This is a genomic window from Nonlabens arenilitoris, from assembly GCF_002954765.1.
Classification (GTDB): Bacteria; Bacteroidota; Bacteroidia; order Flavobacteriales; family Flavobacteriaceae; genus Nonlabens; species Nonlabens arenilitoris.
Genome location: NZ_MTPW01000001.1, coordinates 2820670 through 2839076, shown reverse-complemented (window position 1 = coordinate 2839076; position 18407 = coordinate 2820670). Strand labels below are relative to the sequence as shown.

Sequence of the window (18407 nt, the reverse complement as noted above, 5' to 3'; positions counted from 1 at the left end):
CATTGTTGCAAATCTATTTTTTGCAGCTGTATTTTACTTAATTACTGCTGTTTATGGAAATAATTGATTGGACCATTCTTACATCTACACTAGCCTTTATAGTGTTGTATGGAGTTTACAAAACGCGTGGTAAGCAAACTAGCGAAGAATACATTAAAGGTGGTGATGCAAGATGGTGGACGGTAGGACTATCGGTAATGGCAACACAGGCAAGTGCCATAACATTTTTAAGTACACCAGGACAGGCATATACAGACGGATTAGAATTTGTACAATTTTATTTTGGTCTGCCTATTGCGATTATCATAATTTGTGTCACATTCATTCCTATATACCATAAGCTTAAGGTATACACTGCTTATGAATTTTTAGAAAAGCGATTTGATGTTCAAACCAGATCACTTGCCTCTATCCTATTTCTTATACAACGTGGACTAGCCGCAGGAATTACCATTTATGCACCAGCTATTATACTGAGTGCCGTACTAGATTGGGAACTAAAATATCTCAATGTAATTATAGGAATATTAGTAATTATTTACACGGTATCTGGTGGAACTAAAGCGGTGAATGTTACCCAAAAACAGCAAATGATTATTATTATGGCTGGTATGATTACCGCATTTGTTCTAATTGTTACACAATTGCCAGATAACGTAAGCTTTGACAATGCATTAACCATGGCTGGTAGCGCAGATAAGATGAAAATTCTAGATTTTGATTTTTCATTAAATGATCGTTATAATGTATGGAGTGCCATTTTTGGAGCTAGTTTTTTAATGTTAAGTTATTTTGGTACTGATCAATCGCAAGTACAACGTTACCTGTCTGGTAAATCTATTAAACAAATGCGTATTGGTTTATTATTTAATGGATTGCTTAAGGTACCGATGCAGTTTTTTATTCTTATGGTAGGTGTCATGGTTTTTATATTCTATCAATTTAATGATACACCTTTGAACTTTAATCCTGCTGCCGAAAAAGCTGTTATGGAAAGTGAATATGCAGCAGATTATGAAGCCTTACAAGAACGCCACTACTCTATCCTGCACGAAAAGCAAACCATGCAAGAGAACTATGCAAAAAAGCTGAATAATCAATACCTGGCACCTGAGGATAAATTAGAGACACGTCTAGATTATTTCCGTCAGGCAGAAGAAGAAAACAGAGAAGCTGCTAGACAATTAATAGCAAAAGCAGACGATGGAATCGAAACTAACGATAAGGATTTTGTCTTTATCCATTTTATTTTACATCATTTACCTAAAGGTTTAATAGGTCTTTTACTTGCCGTAATTTTAAGTGCTGCAATGAGTTCAACAGCGTCAGAGTTGAATGCCTTGAGCTCCACAACTGCCATAGATATCTATAAGCGTTTTAATCACAATGATAATAAGGATGATGATCATTATGTGCGCATGAGCAAATGGTTTACTCTTATGTGGGGAATCATAGCTATTATATTTGCTAGTGTTGTATCGTTATTTGATAATTTGATACAGCTGGTAAATATTATAGGTTCGCTGTTTTATGGAACTATCCTTGGTATTTTCTTAGTGGCTTTCTATTTGAAAAAAGTACGTGGTCGTTCTATATTTATTGCCGCGTTGATTTCAGAAGCTATTGTGATAGCATTCTATTGTGTAGATGAGTTTGTTCCTGATGTGAAATTATTACCATTCTTATGGTTGAATCCGTTGGGCGCATTGATTACTGTAGGACTAGCATGGTTGATAGAATCTAGTGGTTCTAAAAATGATACAGAAGAAATTACACATTTTCAAGACGTTTAAATTTTAAAATCATATGATACATTATTATTACTCAGACGGCATAAATGAGTTTGGCCCATTTAATCTAAATGAGTTAAAAGAAAAGGCATTACGTCCTGATTTTAAGATTAGAACTGAAAATAAAAGTTTTGTTGCAACCGCCTCCAGCATTGCAGAATTAGATGTTTTATTCAAAAAGCCCGCCGCAGCTGTTCAAAATGTGACCTTCCAAAAGCAAACTAATTTAAGACCGGCGACCCAGAAGTCATCAAGTGATAAATTATTGATTGCATCTCTTATAATATGGTTCACTACCATGTTATTAAATGCTATAGTTAGCGCTGTTTTTAGTTATAGTTATTCTTCTAATAATCAATACATTATTATGGGAGTAATTAACTTAATATCAGCTGTCTTACCGTTGTTAATCGCTTTAAGTATTCAGGATAGAACTCTTAAAGTCATCGGGATTATTATCTCAGTAATCTTGATGATTAGATTTATTTTCGGCGCCGTCCAGTTAATGACATTTTCATTTTAAAAATATAAAAAGCCACTTAATTTCTTAAGTGGCTTTTTTAATACGCTTTCGCGAAAGCGATGTGATTTATAATTGTTACATCTTAACGCCCCATTCTTTAAGGCTATCTTTATTCATTTTTACATAGTCAGCATTACCTGCAGCAGTAGCTAATGCTAGAGACTGCTTTGCAGATGCAATAGCTGCACTCGTATTGCCTAACTTTGCTTCTATAAGAGATTTTTTACGGAACATCCAAAAGGCTTTAGGACTCAGCTCTGTTGCCTTAGTAATCCATTCTTGTGCTTTTTTTAGATCTTTATCTGCATCAAGATAAAAAGATGCTGCAGAATAGTAATCATTTGCGCTAGGACCTGCCATTACTTTATCAATGCTGGCTTCTGTTTTTGCTTTGGTAGGAACAGAGAAAGGCACTGCAACCATCGTGTTAGCCCACATGATTTGTAAATGAGCACCTTCCATATTTATTTCATTAATAGCCATGGTAAAGCTCTCTTGTGTATTTTTTAATGTGCTTACAGGTACTTTTACCATTGCAGCAACTTTAGACTCATCCCATTCTCTAGGTGTTCCCCAGTTTGAATGATCTGTATAGAAATAGACTTCCCATTCTTTTTTACTTGGCTTAGTAAATACTGCATAAGTACCAGCTTTTAATTCTTTACCAGCAACCATGACGTCATCAGAGAAAGAAACCGTAGAGTTAGCATTTGCGCCAGTTCTCCACATCTTATCAAATGGTACTAAATCGCCAAAGATATCTCTATCTCTCATAGCTGGCCTGGAGTATTCCAGTGTTACTTCTGTAAGTCCTACAGTTTGTTTAACCATAGCACTAGGACTAGGTTGTGGAGCTTCTATTTGCGCTGTAAGAGTTGTAGCTACAAATAAGGACATAAATGCTAGTAATGTGTATTTCATAATTGAAAAAATTGAATTAATTTAATTGTAAATAAACAGAATTTATAGGTGATCTATTGTTAGGATTTTCTTAATACATTACGCTTTGGCGCTCGAGAAGAAAATCATTTTTAAAGCAACAATTATCAAAATGACTCCAAAAATCTTTTTTAATAATTGTTGATTTATACTTATGGCTAGTTTGGTTCCAAAATAACCACCGAATACAAAAGCTACAGCGATCACTAACGCATATCGCCAGTCTAGTTCATGACCATTTTTGTGATAAGTATATGCTGCAAGAAAAGTGACCGGAACTGCTAGTACAGCAAGACTCAATCCTTGAGCTTGATGTTGACTATAACCTAAAAACCATATTGCTAGTGGTACCATAATAACGCCACCACCTACTCCTACACTACCGCTTAAGAATCCTGCTAATAACCCTAATAGCAATAAGAGTAAAATAATTTCTAATGTCATTTTTTTTTTTGGTTTCATAGTTATAATAAAGGAGCCCACAATCTACAAAAAGACTCTTTAAACTTATTTACTTTATCTCTTTTTATCCATAGATCTAATAATACTTCCTCACAGTATTTTAAATCTTTCTGGAACTGAACGTTTAATTCTTTTGAAATTTCTTCATCATAAATCAATGCGTTAATCTCAAAATTTATGTCAAAACTGCGGTAATCCATATTTGAAGTACCTATGGTACAAAACATATCATCTACTACCATTGTCTTTGCATGTAACATACCTCTATGATACCAGTGCACATATATGCCACTTTCTAACAAATCTTGAAAGTATGATCTAGACGCATATCGTGCAGCCCAGCTATCTCCTTTTTTGGGGACCATAATGTGTATTTCTACACCACTGCGTGCAGCACTTTTTAAGCTAGTTAAAATAGCTTCATTTGGGATAAAATATGGTGTAGTGATATAGATACTTTTTTCTGCTGTATTAATTGCAATAAATAAGGCCTCCATAATGTTTGCCCAGTCCGTATCTGGACCGCTAGCAGCTATTTGAACGGCTTTATTTTCAGGGCAATCAATCTCAGGAAAATAACTCGATGGAATTTCATAGTTTTCATCTTGTCGTTTCACAAAGTACCAATTCAACAACCATTGCGCTTGAAGACTTTTAACCGCATGTCCTTCTATACGTAAGTGTGTATCACGCCAGTATTGATCATTATGGTTAATAGGTTCATTCACATAGTCATCACTAATATTAACACCACCTATATAACCTATGCTACCATCTATAATGAAGATTTTACGGTGATCCCTATAGTTTGCCTTGCGTGTAAATTTTGAAAATAGTACAGGCATAAATGCCTCGTACTCGATACCAGCAGTTGTCATTCTTTTTTTAGTAGCATTAGAAATGGAACTTCCTACAGAATCATAAATTATCTTAACTTCAATACCGCGCTGTGCGGCTTTTATCAACGCATTGATAACATCAGTTCCTATGTGATCGTCACAAAGTATAAAATACTCTAGATGGATATGATTTTGTGCTTTTTTAATGTCTTCAAAAACACGATCAAATTTTGATCTCCCGTTTATTAAAACTTCTAAATTATTGCGCAAGGTTAACGGCGCTGCCTGGTTGTGTCTTAATAATTTTACCATTTTAAGACGATCTATTAGAAAAGTCTCTTCATACTTATCTAGATCATCGTTTGATATATGTAACCGTTTGTTCCAGTTTTGGATTAATTCATTTGCATTAAGGTCTTTACGTTTAAAGATTTTAGACTTGCGATACTCAAGACCAAAAAAATAATAAATGCCTAATCCCAAGAAAGGTAAAGCGACCAAAAAAAGAAGAGAAGATACGGTTTTACGTGGGTTCTGATTACTACGTATCAAAAAGAATGCTGCACTTAATGCAACCACATAATTGATAATAAGCAGGCTTAAAAACCAATTGCTAAGAACCCATTCTAACATAACTAGTCGTAGTAACCATTTTCTGGAATTTCAATTTCGTATAATTTTCCAGATTTGTTATTCAATTTATTTTCTCTCAGCCATGGATTATGAATTTTTAAAATTTTATAGTTGATGGAATTCGCTTTCGCGAAAGCGGCTAAATCATCAATTTCATAATCTACTAATATTTTTTTAGTAGGTACTTGATAATAGTAATGTTCTGGCTCTATATTAAAACCGAAACTTTCTGGGTTTTTAAGAATTTCTTTTAAAGCTAAAATTCTAAATACGTATCTACCTGTCTCTTGACCTAATAATAAGTCATAATAAGAAGTTGCCTGTTGTCTCTCTAGCTCGCGATTGATCCCTGCATTTCCTGCATTATAAGCTGCAGCCGCAAGTGTCCATGTGCCCATTCTTTCTTTACTATCCTTAAGATATTTACAAGCAGCTCTCGTGGCTTTTTCTAGATGATAACGTTCATCTACATTACTATTAACTTCTAGATCGAGCTCCTTACCTGTGGCTGTCATAATTTGCCAGAAACCGCTTGCGCCTGCTGGTGATTTTACATTATCTAAACCACTTTCTATTACCGCTAGGTATTTAAAATCATCAGGGATTCCTTCTTCTGCAAGAATGGCTTCAATGATTGGAAAATATTTTTTAGATTTTTTAACTAGCATTATCCCATTAGATTGCCAATAGGTGTTGACTAAAAATTCACGATCTGCTCGTTCTTTAATGTCTGGATTATGAAGTGGTACTGGTTCACCTGCAAAATCTAAGCTTTTAGGAAGGTCAAGCGCATAAACGCTATAATCACCTACACGAGAAGGATCTTTCAACTCTGTAGTCTCCATAGGTGTTAATTCTTGAAGACCCGAGTTTTGTTGCACAGCACTTACTGCGAGCAATAAAACGACTACAATTCCTGCTCCTAATAATATCTTTTTCATGCGTTCTATTTTTGGTTTAAAGATAAGTGAATCCCGCTGAGTCTAAAACTGTTATTGTAAAATGATTTGAGGTAATTTATCATTAAACCAGCGGAATCTGTTAATAATCATAATATGTGTGCCATCAGGTACTATAATGGCATTTGTTATATATTTAATTGGAAAAATAGGGTCTTTATCTCCATGAATATGGACTACATTTTCAGGCAATTCTTGTTGATTCCAATTTATTATTGTGTCTAATGCCCAATTTAAATAACGTCGATCGTTTACAGATAAGTATTTTTTATACAACTCAAGTTTTTTGGGCGCGATTCCAAAACTGTACTTAATCAAAGTCTCCATATTCTCAAATAAGCGAGTAGGAACTACTTTATGCAATCTAGTAGCTTTACTAAAGTGCATACGTCTAGGAAATTCTTGATTTGTCTTTGCACTAGAAATAATGATCGTTTTGTGCACCTTAATTTGTTTTGCAATTTCTTGAACAACGATTCCACCAAATGATACACCTATTACTACAGGATTTTTGTGCTGGATTTGTTCAAGTAAACGTGTGACATAATTTTGTAAAGACTCGTTCTTTTCTGGTATGTTCCAGTGCATGAAATGCATTGTAAATTGATCCGGTGGTAGTTTAATATTCTCAAATATCAATTGAGACGCTGCCATACCTGGCATAAAATAAACGGGTATCATATTTTCAAGAATAGTTTTAAAATCAATGTTTTAACACAAGCTATGATTAAGAAAATGTTATTTTAAAGTATCTTTACAAAGTTATAAGAGCAATTTTTACGCTTTCACTAATCAACCACAAAGTTTTAATAAACTTATCCTTTAGTGAATATACCTAATCAATTTAGGAGTTAAAAAGAATGAAAATGGAAACATCTACTACTATTGAGATTACTGACAATGCTTTTCTACGTCAGTATGAATGTACCAAGAATGGAAATTTAGCAAAAATTGAATATTCTCAACAAGAAAGAAAAATTTTCTTAACCAAATTTATAATTCCAGAATCTCTTGAAGATGATGCAGATTTTAAAAATGATTTTTTGAGAGCTGTTTTTATTAATATAAGAGATGAAAAGAAAATTAAGGTGGTGCCTACTCATCCAAAAATTGCAGGATTTGTACGTCGCAATCGTAATGAATTTAAAGAAATGCTACCGGTAGGAATTAGTATTTAATCTCTAGCTATTATTCTTCCACATCTCTCTAGCAGCATCTAGATCTGCTGGAGTATCTATACCTATGCTAGCATGGTCGGTTATGACCATGCTTATTTTTTTTCCATGCTCTAGATATCTTATACACTCTATTTTCTCTTTAAGCTCTAATGGTGTTGCACTAGAATTGTAAAAATCAATTAATGCAGCTTTTCTAAATGCATAAATCCCTATATGTTTATATACTGGCACCTGTACATCAGTTGCTCTATTAAATGGTATAGGACTGCGAGAAAAATAGATAGCGTTACCGGATAAATCAGTGATAACCTTAACATTATTAGGATTTAAAATATCCTTCTCTTCTTTTAACTCATGCATTAAAGATGCTAGCGCTATAATCTCGTTTTGATCGTTCTCAAATACCTCTAATAGCTTTTTTAAGTCTGCTTGATTAGTAAAAGGCTCATCGCCTTGTACATTTATAATAATATCTGCTTCTATATTTTCTACAGCTTCTGCAATACGGTCACTACCGCAATCATGTTCTTTGTTGCTCATCACTGCAACACCGCCATGATCTTTAATCTCATTAAAAATAATAGGGCTATCTGTTGCCACTATCACCTGATCAAAAAGATTTGTAGCCAGCGCAGCTTCATAGGTTCTCACTATTACTGACTTACCACATAGGTCCTGCATTAATTTTGCTGGAAATCTACTTGCTTCATATCTTGCTGGTATAACAGCGATAACTTTTAAACTCATAAATTAAAAATTAAGTGGTAATAGACTAAAAGATGTACGTTTCTCAACAACTATATCGACTTCTTTAAAAGAGTTAAAGAGTCGATCAATTTCTAATTGATCCATTGTTATAATATTTCTAAACCGATTATCTTTAAGTTTTATAGTTAATCGCCTATCGTTTTTTAAAAATAATGTGCTAGAAATTATTGATTCTATATCATTGAAAGGAATATTTTTAACGACTGATGTCCTAAATGCATAATAATATGCAGCACACAAAGCCAGTGCTATAAAGGCACCTATCATAAATCCAAACCAGAAAGACAAATCTTCTTTAACTAATATTAAAGAGCAGCTTATAACACAAGTAAACAGTAAGACTAACTGCATCACTCTATAGGATCTTAAATGATCTTCTATAATTAACAATTCTTTTTCCGTATCAAAATATAATACAGATGATTTTCTACCTTTCAATATAGACATCAAGTGGATATAGATTTAAGTAGTCGGTTTTCGCGGAAGCGATTTTTTCTTAAATAACTTCTTGTACAGTTTTCTAATTGCAATAAAAATCAACACGACAATTATAGCAGCAAAAATAGGTGCAATTAAAGAAAGAAAACTAAGAATACCACTAAAACCAGCCTCGGCAGTGCTGATTACAGGATTCCCTATTCCACCTGTAGTTGCTGTACTAGTTAATCGAGCAGCACCAGCGGTACTTGCGACACTAGCAGCAGTTCCACCACCGGCGATAATAGCAAGCGTCCATGTATATACTGGATCTAAATCACCTACCACACTTACCATGACGGCTGTACCAGCTATTGCAGCTAGAGGTACGGTAATCGTATCTAATAAATTATCTACATATGGTATATAATAAGCAATAAGTTCAACAATAGCAGCAACACCTAATATGAGTACGGCGCTTAAACTACCTGCCCAAGCCCAATCTGGATTAAGCGGTACCATACCCATATAAGCCGCTATACTTAAAAATAAAAGCGGTACAAAGACTCTAAATCCAGCACTAGCAGAAAGTCCTATTCCCAGACATATACTGACAAAAATTTCAAAATTTGATGTAATCCATTCCATGATTATGATTCTATAAAATAATCTTTATTAAAGCCTATAAGATACAAATTTGTTTTGGCACGCGTTACAGCGGTATATAACCAGCGCAAATAATCCTTTGATGGGCCATCTGGTAAATATGGTTGCTCCACAATCACGTTTTCCCATTGTCCACCTTGTGATTTATGGCAGGTAATTGCATAGGAGAACTTAACTTGTAAAGCATTAAAAAACGGGTTTTCCTTAATTTCTTTATACTGCTTCCATTTAGGTAACTTGAGATAATCCATTCTCACTTCTTGATATAGTTTATTTGAATCATCATAAGTTAATGATGGAGATTCTGACTCGAGTGTATCAAGCAATAGCACTGTTTCAAAAGGTTTTTCATCTGGATAATCTACCATACGCACCTTTACTTCTGCAAATCTGAAGCCATAAATATTTTTAAAATTATAAATCTCTAAAATTTCTATAATATCTCCATTTGCTATAAAACCAGCAGCACTACTGGGCTTTAACCAGTGGTAATTGTTTTTTACCACCATAAGATAGTCACCAGATGCGAGTTCGCTTTCGCGAAAAAGTATTCTTGATCTAATTTGTTGATTATATAAGTTTGCTCTTTTATTAGATCTTACGATAATTGCAGTCTCCTCATGTCCTTGAGTATCATATGCCGTTTGAATAGCTTCCATAATCTCGTGACCATCGATTAATCGATTAATATCAATAAATGGGTCTACATCAAATTTAAAGTCGTTATTTAATTCTTCTATATGATTTCTAATCCGTGTTGCGTTTAATAGTATACCAGAATCCTTTTCTTGTCGTTTAACTTCGTCCAGCTCAATGCAAGTCACATCTTTTAAATAGCGCTGTTCTAGCAATGTAGGTTCTAAAGCAGGTGAAACATCTAGTTTAACAGGTGGTAATTGAGCAGTATCTCCTATTAATAATAGAATGCAACCTACTCCAGAATACACATACTCTATTAAATCATCTAATAAAGATCCATTACCACCAAACATTTTGTTCTCACTAGCTACATCTGGAATCATCGAGGATTCATCTACTATGAATATAGAGTTGCGGTGCTTGTTTTGTTTTAAAGTAAATTCAACATTCCCACCTTTACCTTGTGCCTTTGGGTAATAAATTTCGCGATGTATCGTACTAGCTGTTTTATTGCTATAACTACTTATTACTTTTGCAGCCCGACCGGTAGGCGCAAGAAGAACACAACTCATTTTTGCCTTCCATATATTTTTTACAATGGCACTAATTATGGTCGTTTTACCTGTACCTGCATATCCTTTGAGTAAAAAAAGTCTGTCTTTATCTTTATCAATGATAAAAGAAGATAGCTCTTCTAGTGCTCTATCTTGCTCATTAGTAGGGATAAAAGGAAAATCTGTACGTATTGTTTTGTAATATTCTGCTGCAGTCATGAATTGTTGGTGAAAACCTGATGATAAACTTAACTCAAATTTGAAATGTGACGCTAGGATGAGTCAAAAAATATTGTAGATTTGTTAGCTTTGAAACCAAGATAATTATTTAAAAAAATATGACTGCTCTCATTACATCAATAGTTTTAGGAATTTTAGTATTAGTAGGACTAGCTTTCCTAATTAATAAATTACCTAAGAAATTTCACATTATTGTAATTGTATTCTTATTAGCATTAATTGGCTACTTTGGATATGAATTATATGATTCTATTGCCGCACCAGTTAAATTTGAAAAAGTAAAAGAAGAAAGATATAAGAAAGTAATTGCACAATTAATTAAACTACGTGAGGCAGAGAATGCTCATAAAACAATTACTGGAAAATACACAGACGATATTAATAAGCTAGCAAAGTTTGTAGACACTGCAAAATTTGCATTAGTTCAAAGAAGAGATAGCTCTGTAGCAGATCGTGAGAAAAACAAACGTTTTGGCCTTAACGCAGACAATGGTGGTTACTATAAGGAAATTGTGGTTACTGATACATTAGGATATAAATCTGTGAAAGATTCTTTATTCCAAAATGTCAATATCGCAACCTTATTAGATTATTCATTTACTACCGAAGGAAAGCAAATAGAAACGCCTGGTAAGATTTCTTTAGAAACTGGAACTTATTTTGATGATGATAATGCCATTAGTGTATTTGAAGCTCGTGCAAAGAAATCAGATATCTTATTCGACCAGCCTAAGAGGTTAGTTGAACAAGAATTGAGAACTAAAGCAGTAGAAGGTGTTACTGGTGAAGAAATAGTTGTAGGAAGCTTAACTGAAGTAACTACAAGTGGAAACTGGCCTAGACAATATGCCACAAGCCCAAAATAATATGTCCACAACGCATAAAAAAATGTCCGTCTTGATTCATCAAGATGGACTTTCTTTTTTTATCTACTCTTCAATGGGTGTGGAACGTCACATTCTTAAAACATTTAAGCATGAGTCTAATCCCATTGAAATATTACAAGAAATTGAAAACATATATGAGATTGAAAAGGATTTAAACTTTAAGTTTAAAGAAGTTACTTTAATTTACAATCATTCCATTTTCACAGGTGTACCTGCTAGTCTCTATAATGAAAATAATCAATCTGATTATTTAAAATACAATGTTAGGCTATTAGATACAGACGTTATCAGTACTGATGATGCGATTGAGGCATTAGATTACAGATCTATTTACATCGCCTATAGTAATATTAATAATTACTTTTTTGATAAGTATGGTGATTTTAATTATTACCACTACTCTACTCTAGCTTTACAAAAACATTATTCTGTAAATGATTCTTTAAAGACTGAAATAATTATCGATGTCAAAGAGTCTCAATTTTATATTACCATTTTTGAAAAAGGATCTTTACTATTACACAATAGTTATCCACATCAAGCTGCTGAAGATATTTTATATTATACCTTATTTACAGCACAACATAATCATTTAGATCCAGAACATATGGATTTAAAAATTATATCATCTACAAAAAATGATGCAGTTTACAATTTACTTTATACTTATGTGCGTAATGTAAGCTATGTCGTTGACTCTAATACTTATATAGAAAATATCTTATGCGTATAATCTCAGGAATACATAAAGGAAGACGAATTCAAGCTCCTAAGAATTTACCAGTAAGACCTACTACAGATATGTCTAAAGAAGCCCTATTCAACATATTAAGGCATCGTAAGCATATTCCAGGTATCAAGGTATTAGAACTTTTTGCAGGTAGCGGTAATATGAGTTATGAATTTGGTAGTCGTGGTGCGGCCAGTATTCTAGCTGTTGATCAACATAAACCATGTTTAGATTTTATTAAAAAAACAGCTGCTACATTGAATTTACCTATAGATACTAATAAAGCAGATGTGTTTAGTTTTTTAGAAAAGCATAAAGGTAGTTACGACTTAATCTTTGCTGATCCTCCATATGGACTAGAAGAAGAGCAATTTCACTCTATAGCAACTTTAGTTATGGAAAACGAACTCTTAGTACCTGGCGGAATTTTTATCATGGAACATTCAAAACATACTGACCTATCCGACCATCAGTGGCTAGAAAGTTCACGTAGATATGGTGGTACCGTATTTAGTTTCTTTGAAAATCCTGATGAGGAAGAGTAATTTTTTATTTTACCTCTGGAAATAATAACTTATCCCATCAAATTGATATCAGCGATATTTTTAATTCTATTTCTTTCTAAGAACGCATCAATGGTTTCAAAGTGTTCTATCACACGTTGATCTTTAAACTCAAATACTTTTTCTGATAAGCCTTGTAAGAAATCTCTATCGTGGGATACTAGTATTAACGTACCGTCATAAGTTGATAGAGCTTCTTTTAAAACATCTTTAGACCTGATATCTAAATGGTTAGTAGGCTCATCAAGAATTAACAAATTGACAGGTTCAAGTAATAACTTTACCATAGCTAGCCTGGTTTTTTCTCCACCAGACAATACACCTACCTTTTTCTCTAAGTCATCACCACTAAACATAAATCTACCTAAAATATTTTTGAGCTGTGTGCGTACATCACCTTCGGCTACTTCATCAACTGTTTGCCATATCGTTAAATCATTATCTAACAATGCGGCTTGATTTTGAGCAAAATATCCAACTTTAACATTGTGACCTAGTTGACAGTTTCCTTCCACTTCTATCTCGTTAAGGATTGCTTTAATCATCGTCGACTTTCCTTCTCCATTACGACCTACAAAAGAGACTTTTTCGCCTCGAGCGATAGACATATTGGCATCTTTAAAAACCACGTGATCTCCATAAGATTTTGATACGTCTTTAACCGTTACCGGATAATCACCAGATCGTGGTGATGGAGGAAAACGTAGTTTTAATGCAGACGTATCTACCTCGTCAATCTCAATAAGCTGTAATTTTTCAAGCATCTTCTCTCTAGAATTAACCTGATTAGTTTTAGAATAGGTCCCTTTAAAACGTTCTATAAAAGCCTTAGTATCAGCGATAAACTTCTGTTGTTCTTGATAAGCTTTAATTTGATGAGATCGACGATCTGCTCTTAGCACAAGGTAATGAGAATAAGTCGCTTTATAATCATGGATTTGTCCCATGGTTACTTCAATAGTTCGATTAGTAATATTATCTATAAATGCTTTATCGTGAGAGATAACCATTACAGCATCTGCTTTATTCACAAGAAAATCTTCTAACCAAATTACAGATTCTATATCTATATGATTTGTAGGCTCATCGAGTAATATTAAATCTGGTTTTTGTAATAGAATTTTTGCGAGCTCAATACGCATGCGCCATCCACCACTAAACTCGCTAGTTTGTCTTGTAAAATCTTCTTGTTTAAAACCTAGACCTTTGAGAGCCTTCTCTACTTCGGCATCATAATTTACTTCTTCAAGCGCATAGAATTTTTCTCCTAAATCTGTTACACGTTCAATGATTGCCATATACTCTGCACTTTCATAATCTGTACGTGTCGTTAAAGCCTCATTAAGCTCATCCATTTCCTTTTTCATAGATGTGACGTGTTTAAAAGCTTTTGCTGTTTCTTCAAAAACAGTACAATCGTCTTCAGTAAGTAAATGCTGTGGTAAGTAAGCTATAACCGTTTCACCTGGAGTGCGCACATGTCCTCGCGTCGGTTTTTGTTTACCAGCGATGATCTTCATCATAGTAGATTTCCCTGCTCCATTTTTACCCATTAATGCAATTTTATCTGTTGGGTTTATCACAAATGAAACGTCACTAAAAAGTGTTGTTCCACTAAATTCTACGGCTATATTTTCTACTGTAATCATGGTGAAGTTTTTGCAGCGGCAAAAGTATGATTATTCTTTACTTAAAAAGAAACCTATCTTTAATTAAAAGAGAAAGAATTTATAGAGTAAGAGTTATAGGAAAAAAGCAGGTCTATAAGCCGGATTCTGTTACTTGATTACTCAAGCACTCTATCATTTATCTAGAATTACAATTACTTGTAATCTCCATCTGTTTACCCTTCAGAATCGCACGGATCGCGCTCAAGCTCTGATATACGCAACATTTCACCGTATAGAGTTTACCTGGTTTCACTACAGCATTACCTGTACATACTTTCTGTTGCACTTGTCCTATTACGCTTTCGCGAAAGCGTAATGACGGCCATTAACCGTTATACTATCCTATGGTGCCCGGACTTTCCTCTTCATAAGAAGCGATAGAGCGACCTGCTGCTGCAAAATTACTTTAAATATTGACACCGCTGTTGATAATTTAATGAAATAAAACGGTAGAAATAATAGCCAAAATTAATGAGGCGTTTATCTTTGAATCGATGGAGCCATTTATAGTATCTGCTAGAAAATACAGACCCGAGACTTTTGAAGATGTCGTAGGACAAAGCGCTATTACTAAAACGCTTGAAAACGCAATCGCTAGCAATCATCTAGCGCAAGCTTTACTATTTACCGGTCCACGTGGTGTAGGTAAAACTACCTGTGCTCGTATTCTAGCTAAAAAAATCAATCAACAAAACACTGAGGTAGATCCAGATGAGGATTTTGCCTTTAATATTTTTGAACTAGATGCTGCTTCAAATAACTCTGTAGACGATATACGTAGTCTTACAGAGCAAGTACGTATTCCTCCACAGGTAGGTAATTTTAAGGTCTATATTATTGATGAGGTGCACATGCTATCTACAGCTGCCTTTAATGCATTTCTTAAAACACTAGAAGAACCGCCTGCGCATGCTATATTTATACTAGCAACTACTGAGAAACATAAAATCATACCTACTATATTATCTCGTTGTCAGATTTTTGATTTTAAACGTATCACAGTGGCAGACATGCGAGGACACTTAAAACGTATCGCAGGTATAGAAGGTATCACCGCAGACGATGAAGCATTACATATCATAGCTCAAAAGGCTGATGGTGCCTTGAGAGATTCACTATCTATTTTTGATAGAGTGGTTAGTTTCTCTGGCAAAGACCTGACGGTACAAGCGGTCACTGAAAATTTAAATGTACTTGATAGAGAAACTTATTTTAAAATTACTGAACAAATCATTGATGGTAACATACCACAGTTACTGGTAGACTATGATGTGATCATGTCTAAAGGTTTTGACGGTCATCATTTTATCGCTGGCCTTGCTTCTCATTTTAGAGATTTAATGGTTTGTAAGGATGAGAGAACTCTTCATCTATTAGACGTGTCTGATAATGTAAAGGTCAAATATGCCGAACAGTCTAGAAAAGTCGATTTAATATTTTTAAGGAAAGCTATTAATTTAAGTAACGATGCCGATTTTAAATATCGCAGCAGTCGGAACCCTAGATTACATATTGAATTGTGCCTTATGCAATTAGCCTCTATCCTAACGGATGGAGAAAAAAAAAAATGATGTAAACTACATCATACCAGCGTCACAATTTACAAATCAACCTATCGCAGCAGAGTCTTCTAGCTCCTACCAAAAATCTGAAGAAGGTAATGGTAAGATTAAAGAGCCTTTAAAGAAAGTCCGTACTAATTCATCTACAGATATTGAAGAAAAAAACACCAATAAAGCAGATCAAAGTACTGATAGTAAGATTATAGAACAAGATAAAGAGATTACCACAACTACAGATGTGAGCGGAGTTTCTAATCAAGCACCAGCTCAAGTTAATACTATAACATCGAGCTCTCATCTCACAATTGAAGAAGCTCGCAAAGCTTTACTAGCACGCAATAAAAATAAAGTAAGCGGCCTATCTCTACAGGCTATTAATGCTAAAAAAGCACACGTAGTAAAGAATAATCAAGATCATATTGAAACTGATGCTTTACCTGAAGAGCATTTTACTGAAGAGGAAGCACAAGAAAGCTGGTCCTCCTATGCAGAACATTTAAGGGAACGTGGACAATTAATTCTAGCTTCTATCATGGAAGCAGATACACCTAAACTTAAAGGTAATAAACTCGTATTGCGCTATCCTAATCTTTCCATGAAAGAAGATCTAGTTAAAGCACAAGGTCAGGTACTTGAACATATTAAAGCTTCATTAAAAAATTATACTATAGAATTAGAAATTCATGTTGATAAAGCGGTACAAAAAAAATATGCTTACACAGATCATGAGAAATTCTTAAAGTTAGTAGAAAAAAACCCTGCAATAGATTTATTGCGTCGCAACTTTGATCTAGAGTTTTAAAACAAAAAAAAGTCCTCAATTGAGGACTTTTTTAATATTTACATCAAGACCTCTTACTATAGTTTATAAGCTAGGCCTAATTGGAAGTATCTATTATTTGCTTCATTAAGCTCTCCAAATTCTCTATCAAAAACATTAGATAAACCATATCCATAACGTACATCCACAGCAAAACTATTACTAAAGTTATAGCCTATTCCACCTACCGCGGCAAAATCGTAGTTATAATAATCGTTATTATCTCTTTGTCCTACATTGACACCTACTTGAGGACCTAATTGTAAAAAGAATTTTTGCCCTAAATTAACTTTAGCAAGCACACTTACTTGAAGCCAATTTGTTTTAAGCTCTACATTATCTCCAGATTCTAATCTGATTTCATCTGCCTTTGCACCTAATGCAGATAGACCTATTTCTGGAACTACAGAAAAACTTGAACTCACTGGTATGTTTGCAAAAAAGTTTGCGTGAAAACCGATACGGTTATCTAAATCAATATCATCTCCTTCTAAAGAAGAATAGTTCAATCCAGTTCTAAATCCGTAACTAGTGGTAGTTTGAGCCATTCCTATCACAGGTATAGATATTAAAGCTAGAAATAGTAATATTTTTTCATTTTCATATTATTTAGATAAACAAAGTTAAAAGAAACATTCATTTTGCACTAAATATAATTCAAAACTTATCTATTATCGTTTATCTGCATTATAGATGGATTTAATAATACCATCCGCCAGACCTATCTTGGGCACATAGATGTTTTTTGCACGGCTCCACTTCATCGCGCTCAAGTAAATACGACATGCCGGTATGATCACATCTGCTCTATCTTGATTAAGGTTCAAATAATAAACGCGTTCTTCATAAGTGTAGGACTGAAGTTTTTCATAATAACTAGATAAATAGAGATATGACAACGGCTTACCTGTTGATTTCTCACTAGATTTATAAATATTATTTATATTTCCACCAGATCCTAATAATTCAACTTTGGCATATGGTTGACATATTTCTTTAATCCACACCTCTGCCTCAGACCATAACTTTTTAGTCACCATATCATTTAACAGTCTTACAGTACCTATTTTAAAAGATCTCGAGGCCTTTGCCTCACCATCTGCAAATAGAGTAAACTCTGTACTACCACCACCTACATCTACATAAAGGTACACCTTATTATCGTGTATCATAGAGTGTAGATCAGTCATAGCTATAATGGCTGCTTCATGTGAGCCATCTATAATCTCAATATTGATGCCTGTTTTCTTTTTTATTAATCTTGCTACCTCTTCTCCATTTTGGGCTTCACGCATGGCACTTGTTGCATATGCTTTATACTTTTCAACCTTATGAACATCCATTAGTAAAGCATATGATTCCATACTTTTTACCATTCTATTCATATTTACTTCGCCTATCTCTTTTGTTGTAAAAACATCTTGCCCTAATCTTATGGGTACTCGAACTAGACTTATTTTTTTAAATACCGGTGGTTCTTCATCAAATAAAGTTACAGATGCTACTAATAATCTTATAGCATTTGAACCTATATCAATGGCCGCATATTTACGTATTCTAAAACTCAT

Annotated in this window: 18 protein-coding genes, 1 other RNA gene and 1 pseudogene; 7 read left to right on the top strand and 13 right to left on the bottom strand. The window is 34.0% G+C overall.

Annotated features, from left to right (window positions below):
• The first annotated feature begins 53 nt into the window (after positions 1-53).
• The gene (locus BST92_RS12675; RefSeq protein WP_105071785.1) at positions 54-1793 is read left to right on the top strand and encodes a sodium:solute symporter family protein; all 1740 of its coding nucleotides are present in this window, start codon (positions 54-56) and stop codon (positions 1791-1793) included.
• A gap of 13 nt (positions 1794-1806) precedes the next feature.
• Positions 1807-2313 carry a hypothetical protein gene (locus BST92_RS12670; RefSeq protein ID WP_105071784.1) on the top strand — a complete coding sequence of 169 codons (507 nt, stop codon included), beginning with the start codon at positions 1807-1809 and terminating at the stop codon, positions 2311-2313.
• 75 nt (positions 2314-2388) lie between these two features.
• On the opposite strand, the gene BST92_RS12665 is transcribed toward BST92_RS12670, so the two are convergent.
• From BST92_RS12665 to BST92_RS12645, 5 genes are all read right to left on the bottom strand, one after another.
• Entirely contained in the window at positions 2389-3234 is an 846-nt protein-coding gene (locus BST92_RS12665; RefSeq protein ID WP_105071783.1) for a DUF2911 domain-containing protein, read from the bottom strand.
• 78 nt (positions 3235-3312) lie between these two features.
• On the bottom strand, positions 3313-3696 hold the full coding sequence (locus BST92_RS12660; protein WP_105072278.1) for a sulfite exporter TauE/SafE family protein: 384 nt from the start codon (positions 3694-3696) through the stop codon (positions 3313-3315).
• Positions 3697-3716: 20 nt separating this feature from the next.
• Positions 3717-5186 (bottom strand): cardiolipin synthase, encoded by a 1470-nt coding sequence (gene cls / locus BST92_RS12655; RefSeq protein ID WP_105071782.1) that lies wholly within the window; start codon positions 5184-5186, stop codon positions 3717-3719.
• 2 nt (positions 5187-5188) lie between these two features.
• On the bottom strand, positions 5189-6127 hold the full coding sequence (locus BST92_RS12650; RefSeq protein ID WP_170061757.1) for a lytic transglycosylase domain-containing protein: 939 nt from the start codon (positions 6125-6127) through the stop codon (positions 5189-5191).
• A gap of 51 nt (positions 6128-6178) precedes the next feature.
• Complete coding sequence (locus BST92_RS12645; RefSeq protein ID WP_105071781.1) at positions 6179-6826, bottom strand: alpha/beta hydrolase; 648 nt, start codon at positions 6824-6826, stop codon at positions 6179-6181.
• A 185-nt stretch (positions 6827-7011) separates the two neighbouring features.
• Here BST92_RS12645 and BST92_RS12640 point away from each other — a divergent pair, with 185 nt between their 5' ends.
• Entirely contained in the window at positions 7012-7323 is a 312-nt protein-coding gene (locus BST92_RS12640; RefSeq protein WP_170061756.1) for a GNAT family protein, read from the top strand.
• A gap of 3 nt (positions 7324-7326) precedes the next feature.
• Here the strand turns inward: BST92_RS12640 and kdsB are convergent, their stop codons facing one another.
• The 4 genes from kdsB to BST92_RS12620 are packed head-to-tail and all read right to left on the bottom strand — an operon-like array spanning position 7327 to position 10586.
• Positions 7327-8070 (bottom strand): 3-deoxy-manno-octulosonate cytidylyltransferase, encoded by a 744-nt coding sequence (gene kdsB / locus BST92_RS12635; protein ID WP_105071779.1) that lies wholly within the window; start codon positions 8068-8070, stop codon positions 7327-7329.
• A 3-nt stretch (positions 8071-8073) separates the two neighbouring features.
• Entirely contained in the window at positions 8074-8538 is a 465-nt protein-coding gene (locus BST92_RS12630; protein WP_105071778.1) for a hypothetical protein, read from the bottom strand.
• Positions 8539-8553: 15 nt separating this feature from the next.
• Entirely contained in the window at positions 8554-9156 is a 603-nt protein-coding gene (locus tag BST92_RS12625; RefSeq protein ID WP_105071777.1) for a DUF4126 domain-containing protein, read from the bottom strand.
• A gap of 2 nt (positions 9157-9158) precedes the next feature.
• The gene (locus BST92_RS12620) at positions 9159-10586 is read right to left on the bottom strand and encodes an ATP-dependent DNA helicase (RefSeq protein WP_105071776.1); all 1428 of its coding nucleotides are present in this window, start codon (positions 10584-10586) and stop codon (positions 9159-9161) included.
• A gap of 119 nt (positions 10587-10705) precedes the next feature.
• Between BST92_RS12620 and BST92_RS12615 the strand changes: the two genes are divergently transcribed.
• The 3 genes from BST92_RS12615 to rsmD are packed head-to-tail and all read left to right on the top strand — an operon-like array spanning position 10706 to position 12769.
• Positions 10706-11473 (top strand): TerC family protein, encoded by a 768-nt coding sequence (locus BST92_RS12615; RefSeq protein WP_105071775.1) that lies wholly within the window; start codon positions 10706-10708, stop codon positions 11471-11473.
• Entirely contained in the window at positions 11454-12227 is a 774-nt protein-coding gene (locus BST92_RS12610) for a DUF3822 family protein (RefSeq protein WP_105071774.1), read from the top strand. The genes BST92_RS12615 and BST92_RS12610 overlap by 20 nt, the downstream gene beginning before the upstream one ends.
• Positions 12218-12769, top strand: a complete 552-nt coding sequence (gene rsmD / locus BST92_RS12605; RefSeq protein ID WP_105071773.1) for a 16S rRNA (guanine(966)-N(2))-methyltransferase RsmD — start codon at positions 12218-12220, stop codon at positions 12767-12769. The genes BST92_RS12610 and rsmD overlap by 10 nt, the downstream gene beginning before the upstream one ends.
• 29 nt (positions 12770-12798) lie before the next feature.
• Here rsmD and BST92_RS12600 read toward each other — a convergent pair whose 3' ends face one another.
• Positions 12799-14436, bottom strand: coding sequence for an ABC-F family ATP-binding cassette domain-containing protein (locus tag BST92_RS12600; protein WP_105071772.1), 1638 nt, complete (start codon positions 14434-14436; stop codon positions 12799-12801).
• Between the two features lie 99 nt (positions 14437-14535).
• Positions 14536-14851, bottom strand: an RNA gene (rnpB, locus tag BST92_RS12595) — RNase P RNA component class A.
• Positions 14852-14951: 100 nt separating this feature from the next.
• Between rnpB and dnaX the strand changes: the two are divergent.
• A pseudogene (dnaX, locus tag BST92_RS12590) lies at positions 14952-16821 on the top strand (DNA polymerase III subunit gamma/tau).
• Positions 16822-16877: 56 nt separating this feature from the next.
• Here the strand turns inward: dnaX and BST92_RS12585 are convergent.
• Both BST92_RS12585 and BST92_RS12580 read right to left on the bottom strand, forming a co-directional pair.
• Positions 16878-17429, bottom strand: a complete 552-nt coding sequence (locus BST92_RS12585) for a porin family protein (protein WP_281257038.1) — start codon at positions 17427-17429, stop codon at positions 16878-16880.
• Positions 17430-17510: 81 nt separating this feature from the next.
• On the bottom strand, positions 17511-18407 hold the full coding sequence (locus BST92_RS12580; RefSeq protein WP_105071770.1) for a Ppx/GppA phosphatase family protein: 897 nt from the start codon (positions 18405-18407) through the stop codon (positions 17511-17513).